At 32.0% G+C, this 22753-nt stretch carries 25 protein-coding genes and 1 pseudogene; 18 read left to right on the top strand and 8 right to left on the bottom strand.

The window, feature by feature from the left end:
* Nucleotides 1-125: 125 nt before the first annotated feature.
* A complete protein-coding gene (locus ABID96_RS13070) occupies nucleotides 126-1223 on the top strand; it encodes an L-dopachrome tautomerase-related protein (RefSeq protein ID WP_192602421.1) in 1098 nt (365 codons plus the stop codon).
* A gap of 137 nt (nucleotides 1224-1360) precedes the next feature.
* On the opposite strand, the gene ABID96_RS13065 is transcribed toward ABID96_RS13070, so the two are convergent.
* The 5 genes from ABID96_RS13065 to ABID96_RS13045 are packed head-to-tail and all read right to left on the bottom strand — an operon-like array spanning nucleotide 1361 to nucleotide 3676.
* Nucleotides 1361-1660 carry a spore coat protein gene (locus ABID96_RS13065; RefSeq protein ID WP_192602420.1) on the bottom strand — a complete coding sequence of 100 codons (300 nt, stop codon included), beginning with the start codon at nucleotides 1658-1660 and terminating at the stop codon, nucleotides 1361-1363.
* Between the two features lie 18 nt (nucleotides 1661-1678).
* A complete protein-coding gene (locus ABID96_RS13060; RefSeq protein ID WP_192602419.1) occupies nucleotides 1679-1873 on the bottom strand; it encodes a hypothetical protein in 195 nt (64 codons plus the stop codon).
* A gap of 17 nt (nucleotides 1874-1890) precedes the next feature.
* A complete protein-coding gene (locus ABID96_RS13055; protein ID WP_192602418.1) occupies nucleotides 1891-3027 on the bottom strand; it encodes a zinc-dependent alcohol dehydrogenase in 1137 nt (378 codons plus the stop codon).
* Nucleotides 3028-3046: 19 nt separating this feature from the next.
* Complete coding sequence (locus ABID96_RS13050; RefSeq protein WP_192602417.1) at nucleotides 3047-3415, bottom strand: spore coat protein; 369 nt, start codon at nucleotides 3413-3415, stop codon at nucleotides 3047-3049.
* Between the two features lie 15 nt (nucleotides 3416-3430).
* Nucleotides 3431-3676 (bottom strand): spore gernimation protein GerQ, encoded by a 246-nt coding sequence (locus tag ABID96_RS13045; protein WP_069032682.1) that lies wholly within the window; start codon nucleotides 3674-3676, stop codon nucleotides 3431-3433.
* 359 nt (nucleotides 3677-4035) lie between these two features.
* Here ABID96_RS13045 and ABID96_RS13040 point away from each other — a divergent pair, with 359 nt between their 5' ends.
* The 6 genes and pseudogenes from ABID96_RS13040 (at nucleotide 4036) to ABID96_RS13015 (ending at nucleotide 9792) form a co-directional block, all read left to right on the top strand.
* The gene (locus tag ABID96_RS13040; RefSeq protein ID WP_377896888.1) at nucleotides 4036-5550 is read left to right on the top strand and encodes a spore germination protein; all 1515 of its coding nucleotides are present in this window, start codon (nucleotides 4036-4038) and stop codon (nucleotides 5548-5550) included.
* 4 nt (nucleotides 5551-5554) lie between these two features.
* Nucleotides 5555-6657 (top strand): annotated as a pseudogene (locus tag ABID96_RS13035) (GerAB/ArcD/ProY family transporter).
* Complete coding sequence (locus ABID96_RS13030) at nucleotides 6654-7760, top strand: Ger(x)C family spore germination protein (RefSeq protein WP_192602415.1); 1107 nt, start codon at nucleotides 6654-6656, stop codon at nucleotides 7758-7760. The pseudogene ABID96_RS13035 and the gene ABID96_RS13030 overlap by 4 nt, the downstream one beginning before the upstream one ends.
* An 86-nt stretch (nucleotides 7761-7846) precedes the next feature.
* Nucleotides 7847-8302, top strand: a complete 456-nt coding sequence (locus ABID96_RS13025) for a cell wall hydrolase (RefSeq protein ID WP_192602414.1) — start codon at nucleotides 7847-7849, stop codon at nucleotides 8300-8302.
* A 472-nt stretch (nucleotides 8303-8774) separates the two neighbouring features.
* The gene (locus ABID96_RS13020; RefSeq protein WP_192602413.1) at nucleotides 8775-9152 is read left to right on the top strand and encodes a cysteine-rich CWC family protein; all 378 of its coding nucleotides are present in this window, start codon (nucleotides 8775-8777) and stop codon (nucleotides 9150-9152) included.
* Nucleotides 9153-9483: 331 nt separating this feature from the next.
* Complete coding sequence (locus ABID96_RS13015) at nucleotides 9484-9792, top strand: hypothetical protein (protein WP_192602412.1); 309 nt, start codon at nucleotides 9484-9486, stop codon at nucleotides 9790-9792.
* Between the two features lie 656 nt (nucleotides 9793-10448).
* Here the strand turns inward: ABID96_RS13015 and ABID96_RS13010 are convergent.
* The gene (locus tag ABID96_RS13010; RefSeq protein WP_377896887.1) at nucleotides 10449-10730 is read right to left on the bottom strand and encodes a transporter; all 282 of its coding nucleotides are present in this window, start codon (nucleotides 10728-10730) and stop codon (nucleotides 10449-10451) included.
* Between the two features lie 606 nt (nucleotides 10731-11336).
* Between ABID96_RS13010 and ABID96_RS13005 the strand changes: the two genes are divergently transcribed.
* The 5 genes from ABID96_RS13005 to ABID96_RS12985 all read left to right on the top strand — a co-directional run bounded on the left by ABID96_RS13005 (nucleotide 11337) and on the right by ABID96_RS12985 (nucleotide 15236).
* Entirely contained in the window at nucleotides 11337-11882 is a 546-nt protein-coding gene (locus ABID96_RS13005) for a DUF1003 domain-containing protein (protein ID WP_192602410.1), read from the top strand.
* Between the two features lie 249 nt (nucleotides 11883-12131).
* Complete coding sequence (locus ABID96_RS13000) at nucleotides 12132-12518, top strand: hypothetical protein (RefSeq protein ID WP_192602409.1); 387 nt, start codon at nucleotides 12132-12134, stop codon at nucleotides 12516-12518.
* A 280-nt stretch (nucleotides 12519-12798) separates the two neighbouring features.
* Nucleotides 12799-13332 carry a hypothetical protein gene (locus ABID96_RS12995; RefSeq protein WP_192602408.1) on the top strand — a complete coding sequence of 178 codons (534 nt, stop codon included), beginning with the start codon at nucleotides 12799-12801 and terminating at the stop codon, nucleotides 13330-13332.
* 539 nt (nucleotides 13333-13871) lie between these two features.
* Nucleotides 13872-14105: a hypothetical protein gene (locus ABID96_RS12990; RefSeq protein ID WP_377896886.1), complete on the top strand. Its 234-nt coding sequence runs from the start codon at nucleotides 13872-13874 to the stop codon at nucleotides 14103-14105.
* 879 nt (nucleotides 14106-14984) lie between these two features.
* Nucleotides 14985-15236 (top strand): hypothetical protein, encoded by a 252-nt coding sequence (locus ABID96_RS12985; RefSeq protein ID WP_192602406.1) that lies wholly within the window; start codon nucleotides 14985-14987, stop codon nucleotides 15234-15236.
* A gap of 350 nt (nucleotides 15237-15586) precedes the next feature.
* On the opposite strand, the gene ABID96_RS12980 is transcribed toward ABID96_RS12985, so the two are convergent.
* Nucleotides 15587-15931 (bottom strand): DUF1259 domain-containing protein, encoded by a 345-nt coding sequence (locus ABID96_RS12980; protein WP_192603139.1) that lies wholly within the window; start codon nucleotides 15929-15931, stop codon nucleotides 15587-15589.
* Between the two features lie 305 nt (nucleotides 15932-16236).
* On the opposite strand from ABID96_RS12980, the gene ABID96_RS12975 reads away from it, so the two are divergent.
* The 4 genes from ABID96_RS12975 to ABID96_RS12960 all read left to right on the top strand — a co-directional run bounded on the left by ABID96_RS12975 (nucleotide 16237) and on the right by ABID96_RS12960 (nucleotide 18718).
* Nucleotides 16237-16665 carry a hypothetical protein gene (locus tag ABID96_RS12975; protein WP_192602405.1) on the top strand — a complete coding sequence of 143 codons (429 nt, stop codon included), beginning with the start codon at nucleotides 16237-16239 and terminating at the stop codon, nucleotides 16663-16665.
* A gap of 422 nt (nucleotides 16666-17087) precedes the next feature.
* A complete protein-coding gene (locus tag ABID96_RS12970; protein WP_192602404.1) occupies nucleotides 17088-17666 on the top strand; it encodes a dihydrofolate reductase family protein in 579 nt (192 codons plus the stop codon).
* Between the two features lie 262 nt (nucleotides 17667-17928).
* On the top strand, nucleotides 17929-18096 hold the full coding sequence (locus ABID96_RS12965; protein ID WP_192602403.1) for a hypothetical protein: 168 nt from the start codon (nucleotides 17929-17931) through the stop codon (nucleotides 18094-18096).
* 223 nt (nucleotides 18097-18319) lie between these two features.
* Nucleotides 18320-18718 carry a hypothetical protein gene (locus ABID96_RS12960; RefSeq protein WP_192603193.1) on the top strand — a complete coding sequence of 133 codons (399 nt, stop codon included), beginning with the start codon at nucleotides 18320-18322 and terminating at the stop codon, nucleotides 18716-18718.
* 971 nt (nucleotides 18719-19689) lie between these two features.
* Here ABID96_RS12960 and ABID96_RS12955 read toward each other — a convergent pair.
* Nucleotides 19690-20520, bottom strand: coding sequence for a hypothetical protein (locus ABID96_RS12955; protein ID WP_192602402.1), 831 nt, complete (start codon nucleotides 20518-20520; stop codon nucleotides 19690-19692).
* Between the two features lie 370 nt (nucleotides 20521-20890).
* On the opposite strand from ABID96_RS12955, the gene ABID96_RS12950 reads away from it, so the two are divergent.
* The gene (locus ABID96_RS12950; protein WP_192602401.1) at nucleotides 20891-21631 is read left to right on the top strand and encodes a DUF2161 domain-containing phosphodiesterase; all 741 of its coding nucleotides are present in this window, start codon (nucleotides 20891-20893) and stop codon (nucleotides 21629-21631) included.
* A 245-nt stretch (nucleotides 21632-21876) separates the two neighbouring features.
* Entirely contained in the window at nucleotides 21877-22728 is an 852-nt protein-coding gene (locus tag ABID96_RS12945) for a GNAT family N-acetyltransferase (protein ID WP_192602400.1), read from the top strand.
* Nucleotides 22729-22753 lie beyond the last annotated feature (25 nt).

Raw genomic sequence — 22753 nt, 5'->3', positions numbered from 1 at the left:
CTTGTTGAATAACGTTTTTTAAATTCGGAACAATTTCAGAGAAAAAACTTATATAGAAACATGCACTAGAAAAAATACAAATCATATATAGGTGATATCCCGCTTGAATACTAGAGGAGGATATTATGAAACCTATGTTACCTAGTGAAAAATATTTCGGTAATTTAGAACTAGTTTATGAATTTTATGGGGCTATGCCTACAGGTGTTACTGTTTCAGAAACCGGTCGTATTTTCATTTGCTTTCCGAAATGGGGAGACGATGTTAAATTTACGGTGGGGGAAATTGTTGGCGATAATTTGCAGCCTTATCCTGATTTACAAACCAATTTGGTTAACCCCGAGAATATCACAATGACTTTTATCAGTGTCCAAAGTGTAGTTGCTGATGGAAGGGGAACGCTTTGGATATTAGATACAGCCGCACCCAATTTTTCTGAACCTATTAAGGGGGGGGCAAAATTAGTCGCTGTTGATTTAGAAACCAATACAATAAGAAAAGTATATACCTTTACAGAAGAAGTGGTCCTGCCTACAACTTATCTGAATGATGTCCGTTTTGATTTTCGTGTTGGAAAAGCAGGTTATGCCTATATAACGGATTCTTCTTCAAGAGGGCCAGGAGCTATTATCGTCGTAGATTTATCAAATGGAAATGCGTTTAGACGGTTAAACGGGGCAAATTCAACTTCACCCGATCCCTATTTTTTACCAAAGGTAGAAGGACAAATTTTAATGAATCGAAACAAAGACGGTTCAACTTCTGCATTTAGATTGGCGTCTGATAGTCTTGCGATTTCTCCCGATGGAAAGATATTATTTTTTGCTCCACTAACCAGTCGTCATTTGTACTCGATTTCAACAGAAGCCCTGAGAGACAGAACGATATCGGAAATGGATGTACCATATCATGTGAAGTATTGGGGAGAAAAAGGTGCATCTGATGGAATGATCACCGATGCAAAGGGAACTGTTTATGCTGGAGATTATGAAAACAACAGTATCCGTAAGATATTTCCAAATGGCATAATGGAAACTATTGTACATGATCCGAGAATTTTGTGGCCAGATACTTTTTCAATTGGTCCGGATCAATATCTGTATGTTATTGTGAATCAATTACATCGACAGCCTAGATTTCATTATGGAAAAGACTTACGACAGAAACCTTATAGTTTACTTCGTATCAAAATTAATGAATTCCCTGCTCCGACATTTTCATAATAAAAATAGTGAATTAATTTGTAAAACAAGCACGAGTAAACATGAAGTATTAATTGTATTAACTTCTGTCAAATAAACTAAAATGGTTTAATAGGAACAGTTTATTTGGTAAGTGTTAAACTGTTCCTGGAAACTTTTTATAATGTCGGTAAGTTCAATGCTGTATTGATATTATTTAAATCCAAGCTGATCTGTTCGTTTGTATCCCATGCATGGTACCATCCTTTTTCTGCCATATATGTGGATAGTTGTTCATGCATATTTAGAGCTTCTTCTAAATGGCGAGTAAGAATTTCTTTAATTTCCGGCGTTCCTGCCTCTGTAACTGCCATGGCATAATTTCTAACACCACTTTTAGCTGAAATGAGTAGATCCATTGCAACCACTTGATCCGTTATTGCGTCCATGCCAGTTAAAGTTTCAATAATTGGATTCATGTTTATTCATCTCCTAATTTACTGCTTAGCGTTGGAAAGGATTGAAGCATATTCTTGTAATTGTCTAGTAGATAGATCAATGTCTTGCTGCATAATATCTTTTAATAGCTGATCTGTGACTAACGCTTTCATCGTTTTGGATTTAGTTAAACAAGTGGTCTTAAATGCAGCCATCTCATGGACCTCAAGAACTTCATGTAAGGCGTAGTTCATTTTTTATACCTCCTTCCTCAAGGTTTCAACAGGACTTTTATACAATTATCCATTTTTGTGTCAAAAATCTCATAGCCACGCTTTGCTTCACTTAGTGGCAGTACATGACTTACGACATCACCTGGGTCAATTTTCCCGGTCGACACTAATTCAAACATATATGGCATATAATGAATCACAGGTGCTTGTCCAGATCTAATATTGACGTTTCGGTTCATAATATCTCCCATTGGGAATCCATTATATTTCCCACCGTAAACACCAGTAACTTGAATTGTCCCGCCTTTACGAACTGCTTGTGTAGCCGTGATAAACGCACCAAATGCTCCACCATGAAGTTTCAATCCGCTTGCCAGGAACTCTAAATCAGACATTTTACCGTCCATTCCTACTGCATCAATGACAACATCAGCGCCGCCCTTCGTTATTTCTTTCAAATGCATTCCTACATTTTCAAAGTGTTCGAAATTTACAATCTCAACTTTGTTGGTACGTTTGGCGTGTTGCAAACGATAGTCTACGTAATCTACGGCAATGACACGCTTTGCTCCTTTTAGCCAACAAAATTTTTGAGCAAAAAGACCAACTGGACCACAGCCAAGAACAATAACTGTATCTCCACCCTTTACGCCTGCATTGTCAACACTCCAAAAACCAGTAGTCATCGCATCGGCAATAACTGCTAACTTTTCATCTGGTTCTTCACAAGTCTCTGGAATTTTGAAATGGGTAAAGTTGGCAAATGGCACTCTTAAATATTCGGCTTGCCCACCTGGATAGCCACCCGTATTACCAGAATATCCGAAATAGGCACCCATATCACCATTATCATTAGAATTATCGCATTGGCTTTCCAAATTTGTTTTACAGTAATGGCATTCACCGCATGCTATGTTAAAAGGTATAATTACTCGATCTCCCTTTTTTACCTTAGTCACACCTGGGCCTACTTCTTCTACGATTCCCATTGGTTCATGGCCTATAATATAGTTTTCCTGCAGGTTAGGAATCATGCCATGAATTAGGTGAAGATCAGACCCACAAATAGCTGTACTTGTTACTTTTATAATCATGTCATCTGGTTTTTCAATCTTCGGATCTGGAACTTCTTTCACTTCTACATTTTTAATACCTTGATAAGTTACTGCCTTCATTGGTTACAAGCCTCCAGTGTTAATGTTCATCAGGTGTTCGGTCAAACAAGCCTTTTCTATTGTTATCAGCAGGAAATAGATTCATTTTGCCAATCATTAATGTATTGTTGGCAGACAGTTGGTCTAATTGATATTGTTCACTTAGTTCGTATGGATGGAACCATTTTTTACTAATCATTAGATCTGTAATTTCTTGGTGCATAGCAATCCCTTGCATTAAATGGCTTCGTAAGAGAGTTCTAACATCAGGTGATGCTGACTCTGTTAATGCGACCGCAATATTGCGAACACCTTCTTTAGCACGAAGAAGAAAATCCATCGCAAATGTGGTATCTGCTAGCTCAGGTACATGTAGCGAGTTTATTGGGTCTAAATAGTCATTATTCAATGAATTTGTCTCCTTTTAATCTATTATTGGTGTTGGGCGGTTTTGAGGAACAGGAGCTTCAAAAGGTGCCCGTTGATAAATTGACTGTAATTCTCCTAGTGCTTGCATGGATTGTTCAACATCTTTTTGCATTAATGCTCTCAAATCATCATCAAATACCAATCCTTGCATTAGTTTTGATTTCGCTAAGCAAAGGGTTTTGAAATTAATAACTTCATGTAAATCCAATGATTCATGATCGGCTAATTTTTGATTATCCATTTCTAATTACCCTCCTTTCTACGTAAATACATTGGTATTGTTCCAAGTATAGGAGGAAACATTCTATATTTTTTTTATAAAGATAGTAAATTATAATTATTGGCTGCAATTTTCGTAAAGTGGAGAAAATTCATTTAGCACTAAGACGCTAATTCAGCAATATGATAGATATAAATTCATTTGTATCATATTTTAAAATTTGTATTGGTTCATCAAATACAAACACCTTTTTTAATAAAAGTACTCCAATTTGAAAACCTTTCACTCACAATAAACCCTTAAAGAATCAAGGTGTATATTTCTATATATATATCAGATACTAAAAAAATATTGTGAAAATGTATAGAGGGAGACAGTCCATGTTTGATGTTTGGAAGAATTTAAAAGACAGACGTAATTTCAAGCCAAATCGAATTATTAATATTTATATTTTTAAAGATTTATCCAAAAACATGGATCAAATTAAGAAATTATTTAATGAATCTCCAGATTTAGTAATTCGTCGATTTCAAATCAACTCCGACGGATTAGATGTAGCACTGGTTTATTTAGCAGGATTAACGGATATACAAGCAATACAAAATCACGTATTAACACCATTAATGAAAAGCTCATTTGATCCAACAATGGAATTGCCAATTTCAATTGGACAAGTTGAAAAAATCGATAAATGGGCTCAAATACAAGATGCAATTTTAGAAGGTGATAGTGTCTTATTTATCCATGGGATGAATAGTGTCAATCGATTAGATACGAAGGGCTGGCCACAAAGAAGTATTGAAGATTCTAAAAATGAAATATCACTAAAGGGTGCCCATCAAGGATTTGTAGAAACAAATGGGCAGAACATCGCATTGATTCGTAGATATATTCCACATCAAGATTTGATGTTGAAAGAAGTAACAATCGGTAAGAGAGGGAAAACAAAGGTTACTATTCTATACTTAAGAGATGTAGCTTCAAATGAATTGCGAATGGAACTAGTAGACCGTCTAAAAAAGATTAATGTGGATTCTATCATTAATACCGGTGAACTTATCGAGTTCATTGAAGATAATCCATATTCACCTTTCCCGCAATTTATTATGACAGAAAGACCAGATACTGCTGTATCTCATATTCTTCAAGGAAGATTCGCTGTAATTGTAGACCGATCTCCTCATGTATTAATTGCTCCAACAAATTTTATTTCTTTTTTTCAAGGAGTAGATGATTATGGCACCCGTTGGTTAGTCGCTTCGTTTATATGCTCACTGCGTTTTGTAGCTTTTATGATTGCGTTATTATTACCTGCAACATACGTAGCATTAATTTCCATTAACTATGAAGTTATTCCTATGCAACTTTACTTATCTATTGCTGAATCAAGGTTTCGGGTTCCTTTTTTTCCAGTTTTAGAAGCCATACTTATGGAACTGACCTTAGAAATGATGAGGGAAGCTTCTATACGATTACCTTCTCCCATAGGTCAAACAATTGGAATTGTTGGTGGTATTATCATTGGCCAAGCTGCTGTTCAGGCGGGTATTGTAAGTAATATCATGATTATTGTTGTAGCTGTTACAGCCATCGCTTCTTTTATCATTCCCAATTATGATATGGGTTCAGCGATAAGATTCATACGATTTCCAATGATGTTAGCAGCAAGTATGTTCGGAGTTGTTGGGATTGTAATAGGGTGGATGACATTAGTTGCTCATCTCACTAGCTTGGAATCATTAGGAATTCCATACGGTAGTCCGTTGGCTCCCTTTCGTTTTGCAGATATGAAAGATGCATTTTTGCGTTTACCTCAATGGGCAATGAAAAATCGTCCAAAAAGTAATAGGACAATTAACTCAACTCGACAAGGTAGAAATCGTTCCAAGGGGTGAGACTATGAATAAGTATTCCAATAATGAAATTACGACATTACAGTATATATTCTTAATTAATGGTATGCAAGTTGCCACTGGAGTATTGTCTCTGCCAAGAGTACTGGCTGAAAAAGCAGGAACGGATGGGTGGATAGCTATAATAATTGGCTGGCTTTTATCCATGTCAGCTGGAATCTTTATGGTCAAAACAGCCCAAAAATACCCTAATGATACTCTTTATGAAATTCTTATACGATTTTTTGGGAAGGTAGTTGGGAAAATCGCCATCGTCATTTACATAATCTATTTTGCTTGTTACTCCTGTATTATTTTTGTGAATGGCATGCTTTACCTAAAAGGGTGGCTTCTTCCAAAAACTCCAGACTATATTATAATATTGTTGTTTGCAATTCCCACTTTTTTAGTTGCTCGTAATGGTATTCAAATAATAGGGAGGTATTGCGAACTATCTTTTTATATGACTCTTTGGATTCCACTACTTTTCTTGGTACCTATATGGGACAATGGTACTTTTTTAAATATACTTCCAATACTTAAAGAAGGATGGAAACCTGTGTTATCAGCAGTACCAACAACAATATTTGCATTTTTAGGTTTTGATATTGTGTTCTTTTTATATCCTTTTTTACAAAAAAGCAGTACGCAGTTCATGGCGTTATTGTTGCGAATACTTTAACTATGCTATTTTATTTGTTTACTACACTTGTATGTTTTGCATTTTTTAGCCCGGATGAGATTACAGAATTTAATCAACCAGTATTGAATTTAGTTAAAGTAATTGAGTTTCGGTTTTTGGAGCGATTTGACATGATCTTATTGGCCATATATTTGATAGTTGTTGCTACAGCTTGGATTACATGTGTATATTGTGCAGTGTTTTGTTCAAGTAAATTACTAAGAAAACAAGATCATAGTCACCATGTCATTATCTTATTGTTGTTAATTATTGGGTTAGTATATTGCGTTCATCCTACTTGGAATCAATCAGAGAACTGGCAAAAAATCGTGTCAAATTCAGGTTTGATTTTGACGTATATATCTTCCGTGTGTTTATGGATGTATAGCTATATATATGACAAGTTTACCTGGAGGAAGAAACATTGAAATTGAGATTACTTTGCTGTATTTTGGTGTTGTCTATTACGATGAATGGATGCATCGATCACACAAATGTTGAGGATGTTTCTATGACATTAATAATGGGTATTGATTTAGATAAGAATGATAATTTAATGGTATACATGTTAAGCCCGGTTTTTGCGGAAGAAGCAAAGGAGAAAGATGAAACTAACTTTGTGAAAGCAGTTACTATTCGGAGTTCTAGAGATCAATTTGATTCTACTGTTATGGGTTTGACAACTGGAAGCAAAACGCAAGTTATTTTAATAGGTAAACGCCTTTTAGAACAAAAGCATTGGGCAGATTATCTGGATCCTTTTTTTCGAGACCCTAAAAATACAGTAACGCCTCGAGTTGTTGCTGTTGATGGACCAGTATCGGATGTATTTTTATTTAGACCGAAAGATAAAGCTCGTCTTCCAGTTTATATCACAAAATTGATTGATACTGCCTATAGACGTAATATCACTGTTAAAACTAATCTCCAAGAATTTCATAAACAAATTATGGATAAAGGAGTCACTCCAACCATTTCCGTTATGAAAAAAACAGATAAAGTATATGTGAAAGGTTCCGTCCTTCTAGATGAAGAAGACAAGTATAAATTAATAATAACACCATACGAAAACAAATTATTACGAATATTGCAGCACAAGAATAATGGTGAATTTCCTATTACAATAGAACTTCCAACTGTCTCAAATAAAGTGGATAAACCAATGTTAAGTTTTTACACGCAAAGTATAAAAGTAAAGACAAAAGTGGGAAAAGAAAATAAAGATTTTAAGTTTGATATAAACGTAAAAATGAGGATTGCATTAACTGAACGATTGTTCACTTACAATGTAAGGAAAGATCCTGCGCAACTACAAAAGTCCATAGAAACTAAACTAAAGGAGGATTTTGAAAATCTGATTAAGAAAATTCAATCAAGTAAAATCGATCCAATAGGATTAGGTGTATATGCAAGAGCCTACATGTACCCAGATTTTAAGAAAGTACAAAATCAGTGGGGAAAGACATTATCAAAGGCTGATGTAAACGTAAAAGTAAGAGTAACAATTGGCGGGATGGGGACAATTAAATAGCAGATATTAAAATCATTTTCTAAAAGCGAGTTTTTTTAACGTAAAAAGTTGCGAAAAATCATATCTTGAATAAAGGGGGTTTTTCTATGGCTCGAATAAAATACATTCAAAGTGATGTTGAATTATTGGCAAGATTAATCCGAACCGAAGCGGAAGCGGAAGGACAAAGGGGGATGTTATCTGTTGGTGCTGTCGTGATAAATCGAGCCTTGGTCAAGTGTTCAGATTTCAAAAATGTTGATACAATTCGAGAGGTCATTTATCAATATCATGGGAGTGACGCTTCCTTCGACGCGATTCAATCGCCATCTTTTTATCAAAGAGCGACCGAGCCTTATTTGAAGCTTGCTAGACAATGTTTACAGAATTGGCGACTATATCCTGCTGTGTATTCTTTGTGGTATTTCAATCCATCGGGTGCGGGAGTTCAAAATACCAAGTGTCCGCCTAAATGGTATGGTCAGCCTTATGCGGGAGTTTGGAAGAATCATTGCTTTTATGAGCCGACTGGGGCGGAATGTGCGGAAATTTACGAAATATAAAATAAAAAAAGAGCCGAAATTGAAATGCACCCCAATTGTTAGACACAACTAACAATTGGAGGTGCATTTTTTATGACCAAAGTATGTCAGTGAAGACGTTGAATGTTATTTTTGAAACTCCCCAGTGTAGCATGTCGTCGCTGTAAATGATTTCATTTGTACGCTTTTTCCATTTGTATTGTAAAAAAGAATGAACCGAACCCCATTCTAATTGCTGGTGATTCGGGATATTCTTTGATTTATCAAAAACTAATAAAATGTAAGTATTCCTATTCAACCTTCTTCAACTTAATGGCGCGTTAGTTTAAGAGAGAGATCAGCTAATGGCTGCCTTTTTTATTTAAGTATTTGGCAATTTAGTTAGATAAGGATTGATATAATTAAATGGATTAATTTAGTAAAACAATTAAATGATTGAACAGAATTAAAGGGAAATTCTTTTTGTTAACCATATTATTGAGGAGGGTATTTAATGGCAATTAAGCTCTGTCCCATGTGTGGTAATGAGAATAAGTGCTCAAGTGGGATGACTTGTTGGTGTAATGGTGAGTATTTCCCAAGAGAGATATTTAATCAGATATCACCAAAAGAGGTAAGAAGATCTTGTATATGTAAGTCTTGTTTAGATAAGTACAAAAAAGATAACAGAATAGAAGACTTAAAACCTTCTGATATCGGACCAATGGTCTTTGGTCGAAAGAATGAACCTTTACAGGACGATGAAGTATGTTACTGCTATGAGAAGTTTAAAGATAAACTTAAATCTGGGACAGTAACTAAGTGTTTCAAAGAGAAATGTGCTACTTACCTAAGATGCACAGAAGAACGTAATAATAATCCGAGATGTTAATAAATATATTTGAACTTTACAAAGAGGCTCAATGGAAGACCTAAAACGTAAGCTTGACCATACTTTAAGGAGTTTGAACATAGGCAAAAACAAGGTATGTTCAAAGAAGAGCTACTTTTGTGACTCGTGAACTTCAACTAACTGGCGCGTTAGTTGAACAACATGATCGACTTTTTAGTCGATTTTTTTATTGTACTAACTGACAGATTATTCGAAGAAAGAATACGCATAATACATATTAAAATTTGCTATTAACTTAGAATGCTTTCCGTTAGAATAAGAAGATGCGGAGTGCATAAAATGTCTAAAAAGTATTATTGGGAGATTAAAAATGAAGAGAAAAATTTTATGGATAATAGGTACTTTTATAATAGTAATTGGGTTAAATTTTGTGTGTTTAAAACCATCTTCTTTGAACAAATTTCCAGTACCACTTACTGCACAAATTGAAAAAACTTTTGATGATAACAGTGTTTCATACGAATGGAATGGAATTAATAGGTTGTACCATTTTCAGGTACAACTAGCTGGTTGGCGAAAAGTTGACCAATTCGGTTCTGATATAGTTTATAAAAAAGGTAAGAATAGAGTTCACCTTCTTACATCAAGGGGAAGTTTCCATATCTACAGAGATAACTGAATTAGGTAAGTCTTTATTGAACTAACTGGCGCGTTAGTTCAACAACATAAGGGGCAGCAGATGAAGTGAACCCAAAAAGTTAGACAAATAGTTTTTATACAGTTTAGAAGTTTTGTTGAACAAATTATTAATTTAACATTTTAAAGTAAGAGCATCTCTTTGTAATGAGAAATGCTTTTTATTTTTGTCAAAATTAAAAGGATAATTCAATAACAATAATGCTTTTACAGTTATTTTCCTCATTTAGATATGATTAGTAAGCTTAATGGTGCTTGCTAAAGTTACAAATAGTGATGACTCAGCGGGTCCTACATTATTATGTCTAATGGGTATTTTAGCAACAAGTATCATCGCGGCCATTGTGGACGCAATTCAAAATCCATTAAAAAATTCCCCAGATATAAAGTCAAAAAATGAATGATTAACTGATATGTAAGACTTTGGATTGTCAGCCAGGTGATTTTTGGAGTAGTGCGATAAAATTAGCGATTCTTGAACTTGTTGAACTAACTGAAGCGCTAGATGAATAACAATTTTGGGTGGATGATCGGCTCCTATAAATATTAGGCAGGATAGTTTATAAAAAAGGTGATTTTTGTTGAGGCAATCAAAGAAAAAAGCCTTGTGGTATTAATTTCCACAAGGAGCTTTGGATATTAATAAAGAGTAGGAGTTGGATAACAGGCAGAAGCATCAATAAATCTTGGATCAATTCCATAAAACATCCAGAAGGCACCGTTCCATCTATAACCAGAAACTTCACCATACTCTACTCGTGTTGGGTAAAACCAGAAGCCATCCCCATTTTTTAGCCAAACATAAGTGTTTTGGTATAAACAGTCTATTATATAGGATACTGAAGGCCTTGGTGGAATGAATGTTGGGGGAGGCGATTGTGGTTGTTGTCTCATTGGACCTTGAGGGGGCAAGAATACCATATAATTTCACTCCTTTTCTGATAGGTCTTCAACATTATATGAATAAACAACCAGAAGGTTAAAATAAGGACAGTAACCTAGAATAAAATTTTAAAAAATTCACACTTGTAAATAACTGATTAAAATACACCCCCATTTATATGGAGAATTACAAATTATACCTTATGTTTTGGATTTATACTCTTCTTTATAGGATTAGGTATGTATTTCTCTAGAGAATTGAAAAGATGGTGGGTTGTATAAACAGTGTTACATTTTAAATTGAGCTAACGAGCGCGTTAGTTCAATAACGATTAAGTCGTATTTGCGATTTTATAAATGGAAATTCAGGAAGATATTCATAAATATAGAAAGATTAATTAAATAGTTCTAAAATAGTATAGTCCAAATGGATAAGTCATCATATAATATTAAAGTGTTTATATACGAAAAAAGTGAGGTGGAACATTTTTATGGGTAGTCCCAGTATAAGTGAGTCGGATAATTTACCGACATCAGAGGAAGTCATACAATTGAATATCCAAGGCGGATTGCAACATAAAAATGTAGTCCGACTTCAATGAGATTTTGAAACGTGGCTTCCTCTAAAAAAGAGGAGGTTGGAAAATGGTACAAAACATCTGGAAACAAATTAATTTTAAAAAACAAATTGAGAAACCCCATAAAATACAAGGTTTTGATATTGATTTAAACCAAGAAAATTTATCACGTATTGACCGACTTGTGGACCGATATGAATCAGAGATCCTGCAACATCTGAATAGTGATTACAAACAATCAACAAAGTTGTCAGATAAGATTGCAGATAAAATTGCCCAATTCGGAGGTAGTTGGAAGTTTATTATTTGGTTTAGTTGTACACTTACTGCTTGGATGATTTGGAATAGCTTATCTATCACAAAAACATTTCATTTTGATTCTGCGCCATTCATATTATTGAATTTATGTCTGTCTTTTATTGCAGCATTTCAAGCACCAGTCATTATGATGAGTCAAAACCGTCAAGCTGTAAGAGATAAGCATGAATCTGTAATTGATTTCGCGATAAATTATAAAGCAGAACAAGAGATCGATGACATGCAAAGTCGGCTCCATAATATAGAAAACCAATTAAGTGAAATTAAAGAATTACTAAAGCAAAAAAATAAGTAATTTATGATTAAAAAATGATCTTCGTAGTGAAGGTCATTTTTATTTGCATTTTTAAGAAAAAGTAATAAATCTGATTTCCTTATAGAACTAGCGAGCGCGTTAGTTTCATAAAATGATCGACATTTTAGTCGTCTTTTTTAATTGTGCTAACACGCTGTATGGTTGAACAAGGTTTTTATCTATTAAAGGAGAATACTTTATTTTAGATTAAATTAATATGATCAAAAAAATGTGTATGGGGGTGTAGTTTTGAAAAAGTTATTTCTGATAGCCCTATCTTCCGTTCCTTTATTTTGTGCTCTTTACGGTTGTCAAAAAGAATCTTCAAACAAATTAGAACATCATCAAATGAAGGAAGCAAATAGTAATGAAAAACAACAATTAGATGTCAGGGAAAATGTATGGAATCAACTAACTAATGAGGATAAAAAGCATATCGATGGGAATTGGAAAGGTGCAAGTGTTCAGAAAATAATCCTTCGAGAATCAATGGGAATTATAAAAGACAAAAAAATTATTGGAAAAGAAGTTTTCATTGTCGACTATCCTTCAAAGGATAATCCCACATTAGGTGGGTTCGCAGTTTATGCAGATACAAAATCACATAAAATAATTGGGTATGGATATAGAGACTAATATAAACAAAAGGTAATTCTCTTACAATCCAATTTCTATTTCAAAAGCTTATTGAACAAACTGGCAGTTTAGCCCATTAATGTAGATAAGTTCCATCAGTTACTCCAATTTTTAAGGTTACCTTCTTCAGCTTACCAGCGCGTTAAATGAACAAAATCACGAGTCGCTAATGCGGCTTTTTTTGTTTAAATATTTGGCAGTTTGGTTTAAAACTAAAAGGACTTATTGGAATTAAATGGAATATTATTAAAGTAATAAATTATATTATTGGGGGCATTTTTTGAAAAAGATATTAATTTCATGCCTAGTTTTAGCTGTTTTAATTACTTTTGGCTTCAGTGTTTATAAATTCGTTCCAAAGAAAGTAAATGAGTCATTAAATGGTGTTGAATATCAATTGGGTTCCGGCAATGATAAGGTAAATTCTGTGACGATAAAAATAAAAGGAAAGCTGCATCAATCTTTCTTAGGAAAAAGAACGTTTAAAGGGTTAATTGATGTAAAAGGTGCAAATTATTCCTTTCCGAATAAAGACCATAAATTAGAGATTATTTTTGATCAAAATGGCATGGGAACAATGGTGTATGGCTACTTTAAAAAGGGTGAACCACATATCGATAGCTATGGCATTCTATTTGCTAACAAAGATTTTAGTAAAGTGACGTTTGAGGAATTTAGGGAAGATACGAATGGGAATCAAGGTTGGTCAGGTGAAAACGGGTGGATGGTTTCAGGACCAGCCAATAGTAAAGGTGAGGCTTTGATTATTTCAAATGAGTTAATGAAAAAAGTTTTACACAGCAAAATAAAATAATCACCACACTGTTTGTAATGAAATGAACAAGGCGAATAAGGTTAAATAAATGGTGGAAAATTTATATTAATTTTGCATTCAAAAAAAGAAATTGAGATTTACATAAAGAATTTAATTATTAAAGATTATGAGAGACTAACAAGTAGTGAAATATTAATCAATTAAACTTTCGAGACCGTTAGTTGAACAAGAACACAAGTCGCTGATGCGACTTTTTTTGAAGTAAATGGCAGTTTGATTGAATAGATTTTTCAAATGCAAAAAGGTAATGTCATCTAAGTGTTGAAATTCAAATATTATGGTTATTACTTTTAAGCTTTCATCTGGAGGAAAAGGATGGAGTTATTATTTAATAAACATTCCTTATAAACTAATGAGCGAGTTAGTTATAAAGTTTTAGGGGTCGATGATGATCGACTCCTTTTTTGTTCTTAGAAAGATAGTTAAAAGAGGGTAATTGGTAAAAAAAGGTAAACTATATGGTTTTGTCGAATGTAAGAGGCTTAAGAATGTAAAATGTAAAATTAAAGGGAATGGAGTTGAATACAATTTTTGCATTAATATTGATTTTGATATTAGTTTGCTATTTTATTTATTTACTTGTAAAAAACAGAGAGAAACCGGGTATTAAATTTATGCTACTCGGAATAAGTATCATTTTAGTTGGTGGTATTATGACAGTTGATACTAATTCATATCTTGAGGGATTAGAAAATTTAATTGTATTTGTAGGATTTATTATTTCAGTTATTGGATTTGGAAAAAACAATTAACTTGTTCAACTAAGGAGACCGTTAGTTGAACAACAAAAAAGGCTAGCATCCTTTTTTTTGTTCCAACTAGTAAATTATTAAACATAAAAGTTCGAGTGAATGCAATATCATTTAAGGACAATAATTACATAATATGGAAAAAGAAGTTATACGGGGGTTAAATGAATAAGTCGAAAAGGAGGTCAAGCATTTGAAAAGGTCAGTAGGGGCAATGTATGTATTATATTCTCTATTATGTTTTTCCTCATTCCATTAGTAGAAAGTTTAAGTGATACAATTTGTAATTCAAGTGCTATCTGTGTAAATAGTGCTAATAACTATACACAAGTAGGAGGTGTAATATGGATCCCAGTTATTACATTGATAATTGGAATATGTATTATTTTTAGTAAGGAATTAATAAAGTGGTTCAAGCAAAAGTGATTATCTTTGAATTATAAATGGTGAAAAAAAGAAAGAAGTATTCATATAGAAATTTATAGATTTAATCCAACATAAATGGAAATTTAGGGAAAGGTGAAGGAATATGAAAGACTCATTTAAAATTTGGCAAACAGTAATCTTAGTTATTCTTTTTTTACTCGTATTGTACTGCTTAAACAATTTTTTTAATGTAAAAATGTTATTACAATTTTTAACTTTTTATATACTCCCTTGGATTTTTTTGTATTGGTTTGTAAGTTTGGTAAAGGTACTCAAATCTAAGTAACTACCAATAACTTTTTATATTTACCTTATTCAACTAACGAGCACTTTAGTTGAAGTTTAAGAGTAATCAATGTCTGCTTTTTTATGAACAAACTAGTGGTTTGATAAACAAGGAATTAATATATAAAGCTAGAATTAAATCATTATATGGTTTAGGGATGAGGGAAAGAAATGAATGGTTCAATTGGGGTAAGTTACTCTACTAATTTATATGAAATTATTGGAACGCTATTAGCAGGAATAATTTTAGGAGTGATATTATTAATTTATAGCGATAAAAGGGGAGTAAGAAAGACAGGGTTCTTTGGACTTGGTGCATGTGTAGCAAGCAGTTTCATCCTCGGACTGTATGTGCAAATTCCGGTTTTTATAATCTTTTTATTTTTGATCAAAGTCTCTTCTAAAAAACGAATAAATACGTAAGTCTTTGAAATAGATATATGTTGGAGATGTCCATTAAATAAATGGAACAACATTTAGCTGAGAATTTCATTTTACTACCCGGCACTATTTTAAGTACAAGAGTTGTAATAAATACTTTTTCATATGTGCTTGTATTTGGGGTACGTCTATTTTACGAGGCAATGGAAAATTTAATTTCTATATTCAATTCTTGTTTTAATTATAAATTTAGTTATATAACTAACGAGCGCATTAGTTGAATAAGTAAATTTAAAAATTATATCCAGACTGAAACTAATAAAGAGTAACAATTATTAGTGACTCTTTATTAATTTCTCATCATTTATATTTTTTATGGGGGCAGTTATCTATTAGTTCTTTAGCGCTTTTCTGACCTTCCTTGCAAAAACTAATGGATCATCCACAGCTTCGATATTAACGTAAATCAAATTTGGATTATCAAATAGCCACTCATTGTGAATGGAAGAAACAACTATTCCTTGTTTAACAATTGAAGAAACAAAATGCTCAACTTCATTTTGTAAGAGTGCAACTCTACCTAAGCACAATGCTTGTTTAGTCTGATTATCTTTCGATTCAAATGAGAAAGAAGAGGTTACTCTGAATCGCTTTCCTAATATTATTGCTGGTATTTCATTTCGATTTATTGTTGCCACACATTTCCCCCCGGCAAATCCCTCTTGGCCACCGATCATTCTAGCAAACTCTTTACAAATCAATTCATCATTAGTCACAACTTTTCATCTCCTCCCAAGTGTTATTAGGATATGAATAAATGAAAAAAAAGTGAGTTTATAATCGTTTATGACACTAAAAAATAGTTATTTCTAACTGGCTTTTTTTATTGAACTAACGAAAAAATATGCTGAATAGGAAATGATAAAAGAAGATTGATAGCATGTTCGTTAGTCCTTTGGATGGCGAGTGGTACTATCATTTTGGAGTAGTCGGTTATGCAGATATCAAATGGTTAGAATATTAGAAGAACTGGAGTAACAATATGAAATTGATTCTGAGAATAATTGTAGTATCAATAACCATAAAAATTGGATTTTTTATATTTATTAAACTAAACCCTAAAATAATAAATATTATGTTTCCAAATAAAGTAGAAAAAAATAAAATGATTAATCACTCAAGTTCAATGAGAATAAATATATTAAAAAAATACATAAAAAAGGAAAAAGGAAACCATTTTTATGTTGATGTACAAAATATATATACACCTTTTGAAAAGTATTCCATAAGTGTAAAAAATAAAAATACATGGAATGCAATATGTGTAAATCAATCTTATTTTGTAAATATGGAATGGTATAGTTATAATTGGTCACATGAAATTCCTAGTGTTACATATCTTTTAGAAATTAAAGATTTTAATAATATAAATATAAATTATATAGATAAAAAGTGTGCTACTGTTAATTGAAACATTTTTTATACAGTCGTAGTTAATCTAACTAGAGTGTTAGTTTAATAAGTAAATAAAGCTAACCTACTATAAAAAATGTATATATTTAGACTTAAAAGAAATGTGGCATCTCTGTGGTGGATGTACAATGTTTTTATCTAACAGGTGCTTCACTAAATTCATAATAATTTCTAACTAACGTGAGAGTTAGTAGATGATCAAAAGACTGCTTCGGTAGTCTTTTTATTTTGCTAACAGGTAGTTTAGCGGAATAAGGAAAGAGGATATACAACTATTTTATAGAAAAATAATATAGCGTACTTAATACTGCTGATTTTTGGGAAATGTAGTGAGAGATACTAAGAGTATTACACCCACTGTCAGTATTGCTTTTTATATAAATATATAAAACAACCTTAATTAGAAAATAGGAGGGCATTATGAGAAAAGTTATTTTATTTTTACATTCTTCTTTAGATGGATTTGTAGAGGGACCAAATGGGGGCATGGATATTGGATGGGTATCCTACAATGAAGAGTTAGAAAAGCATGCAAAGGAAATTCTAAGTACTGTTGACACAGTTTTATGGGGAAGAGGAACATATCAAATGATGAAAAATTATTGGACCTCGGTACCTGCTAACCCTACAGCAACAGAACATGAAATTGAACATGCAAAATGGATTGAAGATACACAGAAGATTGTTTTTTCTACGACACTTGAAAAAGCTGAATGGAATAATTCAAGATTAGTAAAAGAAAATATCGAAGAAGAAATTAAAAATATAAAAAAACAGTCAGGTAAAGATATAATTATTTTAGGTAGCCCAAGGTTTGCACATCATCTTATGGAACTTGATTTAATTGATGTAATTAAAATTACTATTTCACCAGTTATTATAGGAAGTGGTTTACCTTTATTTAAGGGAACGGAATATAAACATAATCTCTCGCTTGTCGAAAACAAAACATTTAATTCGGGTGTAATTGGCCTTGCTTATAATATTGTAAAATCGTAACTAAAAAAATTAACCCTATTGAACTAACGAATGCGTTAGTTCAATAGCAGGTCCTATAAGTTAATAGTTAATAAACTCAAGATGGATTTATAATCATTATTTTTAGTTAGGTGTAAATTTTGAAAGAATGTAAATGTGTAAATCTAGTTGAATTAAAAGGATTTGGAGGATATGGTTTTATACCAAATTATTGAATATAAAAGTAGAACCATAAAATTTATTGTAAGTAAATATTGTTTCTTAATTAGAGGAGGATAATTATTTGACACTATTTGGATATTTATTTTGGGGAATTGGGATATTAGCAATTGCACTAGGCTTCTTTATGCAAAAAAAGTATGGTACAAAAGCGCCAGTTAAAAGTAATAAAGATATAATGAATGAAGAAATTGCAAGAAATACACATAGTAATGATCGTCCTAGGATTTGAAATCAGTACTGAAATAAATAAATCCTAACTCAACTAACGCATGCGTTCATGGTCATCTAAGCCCTCATATTTATAAATGATGATTAAATTTGCTGGAGTTCTTAAATATAAGTTAATTGGATTTTTTTGTTCAACTACTTGGCAGCATAGTTTAATCTTAATGTTATAATTTATTGAAATGGAAATGTAAAATAAGTTTTTAATTTAATAATTAGGGGATAAAATGAAAAAAAATTTAGTTATAGTTGCGATTTTGATAACAGGGATAGTAGGAGTAAAAGGTTATGATCTTATAAATGGTGGTTTCGATATTAAAATAAAAAATCAATCGAATATAGACATAACAGGATTATATTTGACCTATGATAATATTAAATCCGATATAAAGATACCTTCAATAGCATCACATAAAGACTACAATCTCGACGTAAATCCCACTAAGGATGTTGGTGAGAGCTCAATGGTACTTCAGTATAAAGATAACAAAGGTGAATTACATACAAAAACTGTTATTGGTTATTTTGAAGGTGGTTATTCCGGCAAAATTTTAATAACTATAAAATCTGTTGATGAAGATGGGAAACTTAACTTGAAGATTAAAGAGGACATTTCTTTGTATTAAAATGTACAGTTCTTGCTCATTACAGAGACCTTTTTTAACAATCCTTATGTAACTAACGCGAGCGTTAGTTCAACAACGATGGGCTACTTCGGTAGTCCATTTTTTACTATAACTGGCAGATAGTTGAACAAGAAAAAAGGTAATTTAAATGAGTTATAGAAAAGAATAAAAAGAGTGTAAAAGGGGTGGTTACGAAGAGCCTCCATTCCTCGGTGGGAATGAATTGGACTTTGTTCGTTCTAATTTTTATAAAGGAAATCAGTCAGTTTATGTGAGGAATTATTTCTTGGTCTATTATTCCGATAATGACAAAAATAACTATGATACCTACGATTAACCGACTCATTTATTCCGCTACTTCAGCTTCTATTTTTTTGAAAACCTTATTAAATACTGTACAATTTTAGCGCTTAGTATTAGTGGTATAAAATAAATTAAAAATATAACTGGAGCAAAGATTAATGTTAGTATAGTAGAACCAGAAGATTCACTGCTATTAATAGTAACTGCAAACTCCTTTAGATAAAACAAGAAAGCGGTTAAACTTATATAAAACGTAAGCCTATCCCACTTTCCTATAAAGGCAGATAGAATAATAAACAATTCGAAATATAAAAAACTAACTATGTTAAAGATAAGATCGCCCCATATATTTGGGTTATTAACTGGGTTATATTTGTCATAAATATACCAAACCACAAAATTAGTAATTAAAGTTAGTATCGTTACGAGCCAAAAAAATATTAGGTCAATTTTATTTGTTAACCATTTATTAATAAACACCGGACATCTCTCCCATTAATAATTAGCTATTAACAAATAGTTAATTCTACTTAAACGGATATCTTCCTTTTTTAACAACTATTTAAGGGGGGGGAATTCAAAAAAATATAGTGCTGATTAATTAATCAACTAAAAAGGATAGAAAAAGCAGATAAATATTTCTGCTTTCCTATCCTTTTTATTTCAACTCAATACATAACCCTTTTTGCATCATCATCTAAATGCATTAGGCGCAGTTGTTCTTGAAGGACATTTTTCATCTCCTCATAATCATAAAGCAAGCCTTTAGACTGAGCATCTCTTAAAAATACTAACCTAGCTTCATAGGAAGATGTTTCGAAAAAATTTTTTACATCTTCTGGAGAAAAAGTATCACCGTCTAAATCAAATAAATCTTGTGTCTGAATGTCTTCTTTGTTTGTAATATTTTTGCTAATTACTCCAATGCCGTCTTCTGTTGGCAGAACAATTTCATTTTCTCTTACCTGTTTAACTGTTTGCAAGTAGGCATATAAGGAGTCTATAGGTTCAAGAGCAAATTGATTTTTAAGAATTTCTCTCACTTTAACATCATTACCTTTTATTATATGACTTGCTGCTACATCGGGGTATTTTTTAAAATACTCTTTGTCTGTAGTAATATCAACTAACTCTACTGAACTTGGAGCATAGCATAAAAGCCTTAAGAAATCATGAATGTTTCTAGCGACAATTTGTACAGGATTATCAAAATCCATAGGAGAAACTCGAACAATAAATGCACTTTCTAAGTCTGAAACTTGTCCAAAATCAGTTAAAAATCCGAAATGCACACCATCAGAACCAGGTCTTGCAAATGAGATTACATCGATTGGTGTATTTAAGTAACGAGTATCTATCTCATCATATGAAAAGTATAATCCTCCTATATCACCGAATTCTAATAAACCTTCATCGTTCAGTTGTTTCTGTAAATTAATCATATGATCCAATGTTTTAGGGATTGAATATTTTCCATAATTCAACTTTACTTTGTCCATACTATTGTTCTCCTTCGCTAATTGACTGCTTGAAATAAAAAATATAAAAGTTACTAATAAAAACATAAGGATTTTTCTAAGCATAATCATCCTATCCAATAATATTTGTACTATATGTTTTGCTATCAAGATAATTATACCTTTTAATCTCGGTTGGAACATATATTAATGATTGTAAAAAAACACCGTCATTATTAGTTAGAAAATTCATGATCTAATTGAACTTACGAGAGCGTTAGTTGAACAACGATGGTCTGCTTCGGTAATCATTTTTATTTAATTTTCTCAACAAATTAACAGAATTTATAAAACTAAAAAAGTAGGATTGTATTATACTTAAATTAATAATTTGAGGGAGTATTTTACAGAAATGAAAAATAAAACGGCAAAGTTATACGAAGTTGATTTATATAAGCCTATTCAAAATTATTTTATTCAACGTGAATATGAGGTTTATGGGGAAGTAAATCATTGTGATTTGATTGCTGTGAAAGAGAACGAACTGATTATTGTTGAATTAAAATTAAATCTAAGGGTGGAACTTCTAATACAAGCGACCAAAAGACAGCGGTTATCGGAAAATGTTTATATAGCAATTCCAAAGCCAAATTACAGTCTATACTCTAAGAAATGGAAAAATATTTGTTATTTAATAAGAAGGTTAGAGTTAGGTCTAATAATCGTTTCATTCCAAAAAAGCAAAGAACAGGTGGAAATAAAAATTACACCATCCCATTTCGATCGTAAAAAAAGTATGCAAATGAGTAGGAATGAAAGGAAAAGACTTCTAGATGAAATAGAGGGTAGAAATGGAGACCATAATATCGGTGGGAGTAACAAAACAAAAATTATGACTGCGTATAAGGAAAGTTGTATACATATTGCTTGCTGCTTTGAACTTTTTGGCCCATTATCGCCTAAAGCACTTCGTAATATTGGTACTGGAAAAAAGACATTATCAATCTTAAATAAAAACTATTATGGATGGTTTACTAGGATTAAAAGGGGAACTTACAGTATTAGCGAAATAGGTAAAAAAGAGGTAAAAGAGTACCCTCAACTTTTACATTATTATTCTGAATTAATAGAGAACTCTTCTGAAATTAAATAATCAGATTTGCTTAAAGAAAGAGAGATTTTTAAAAAAGAACAATATTACTACATCAACTTATTAAACTAACGCATACGTTAATTCAACAAGATTCTAGAAATAGGAGCTGATTCTTGAACAATCAGCTCCTATTTCATTTTTTTTGCAGTATAGTTAAAAAAGTAAATCCCAAAAGAACTATTTTTAAAAGGACTTTCACTCACTTTGTGGAATTGTATTTAAAAATTAATGGGAGATGAAGGTTCTTGATATTTACTGAACGTTTATTAAGAATAATTAATAATGCAGAAAAAGAAGCTGAAAGGACAACTAAGATTGTTTATCCAGTTCATTTACTATTAGGTATATCTATTGAAAAGACAGGCGTTTGTTGTGAGCTGAACAATAATTATCCTAATCTTTGGGAGATTTTAAATGAACGAGTTAAGAAGATACAATTTAATAAGGAAGAACAAGGAGTAAAGTATGCGCCATTCAGTATGAATATTTCCTTATCAACTAAACAACTCCTGGAGAATGCAAGTAATCGAATGCAACGATTCAAACAGATTTTTTTAAATGAAGGACATTTAGTAGATGCAATTATTAAAAGCAATGATCCTACAACAATTGAAATAATTGAAGGGTTGGATATTTCCCGTATTCTAGAAATTATAGCTTGTCCAAGAGATATGATTGTTTCTTTAAAGAATTATTCGTTCCCAAATATTCAATCAAATAATTTAACTTATAGAAAAGCAAAGCAGAGTGATGCTTTATCATTGAAAAATTTCGTAAAAAAAGAATTTGGAAATGGTTGGTTAGATTCTATCGAAAATGGATTTTCAACTGAAGAGATTCCTATTTATATCGCATTAGATGATAATGACGTGGTAGGTTTTGCATGCTTTGACGTAGTCAGAAGAAAAAAGGGTTTATTTGGTCCAATGGGAACTACTTTTTCAAATAGAATAAAAGGAATAGGATATAATCTGCTTCACTTTTGCTTAAGTGATATGAAGGAAATAGGCTATGAATATGCGATTATCGGAGAAGCTGGTCCTCTTGAATTTTATGAAAAAGCTTGCAAAGCAGTTGTAATTCCAAAGCATTTATGAAATTTTTTTAAGACAACCTTATGCA

The organism is Gottfriedia sp. OAE603 (assembly GCF_040543965.1).
GTDB classification, from domain to species: domain Bacteria; phylum Bacillota; class Bacilli; order Bacillales; family Bacillaceae_G; genus Gottfriedia; species Gottfriedia solisilvae.
The sequence above is the reverse complement of the archived record's forward strand: the minus strand, read 5'-3'. Positions and strand labels throughout refer to the sequence as shown.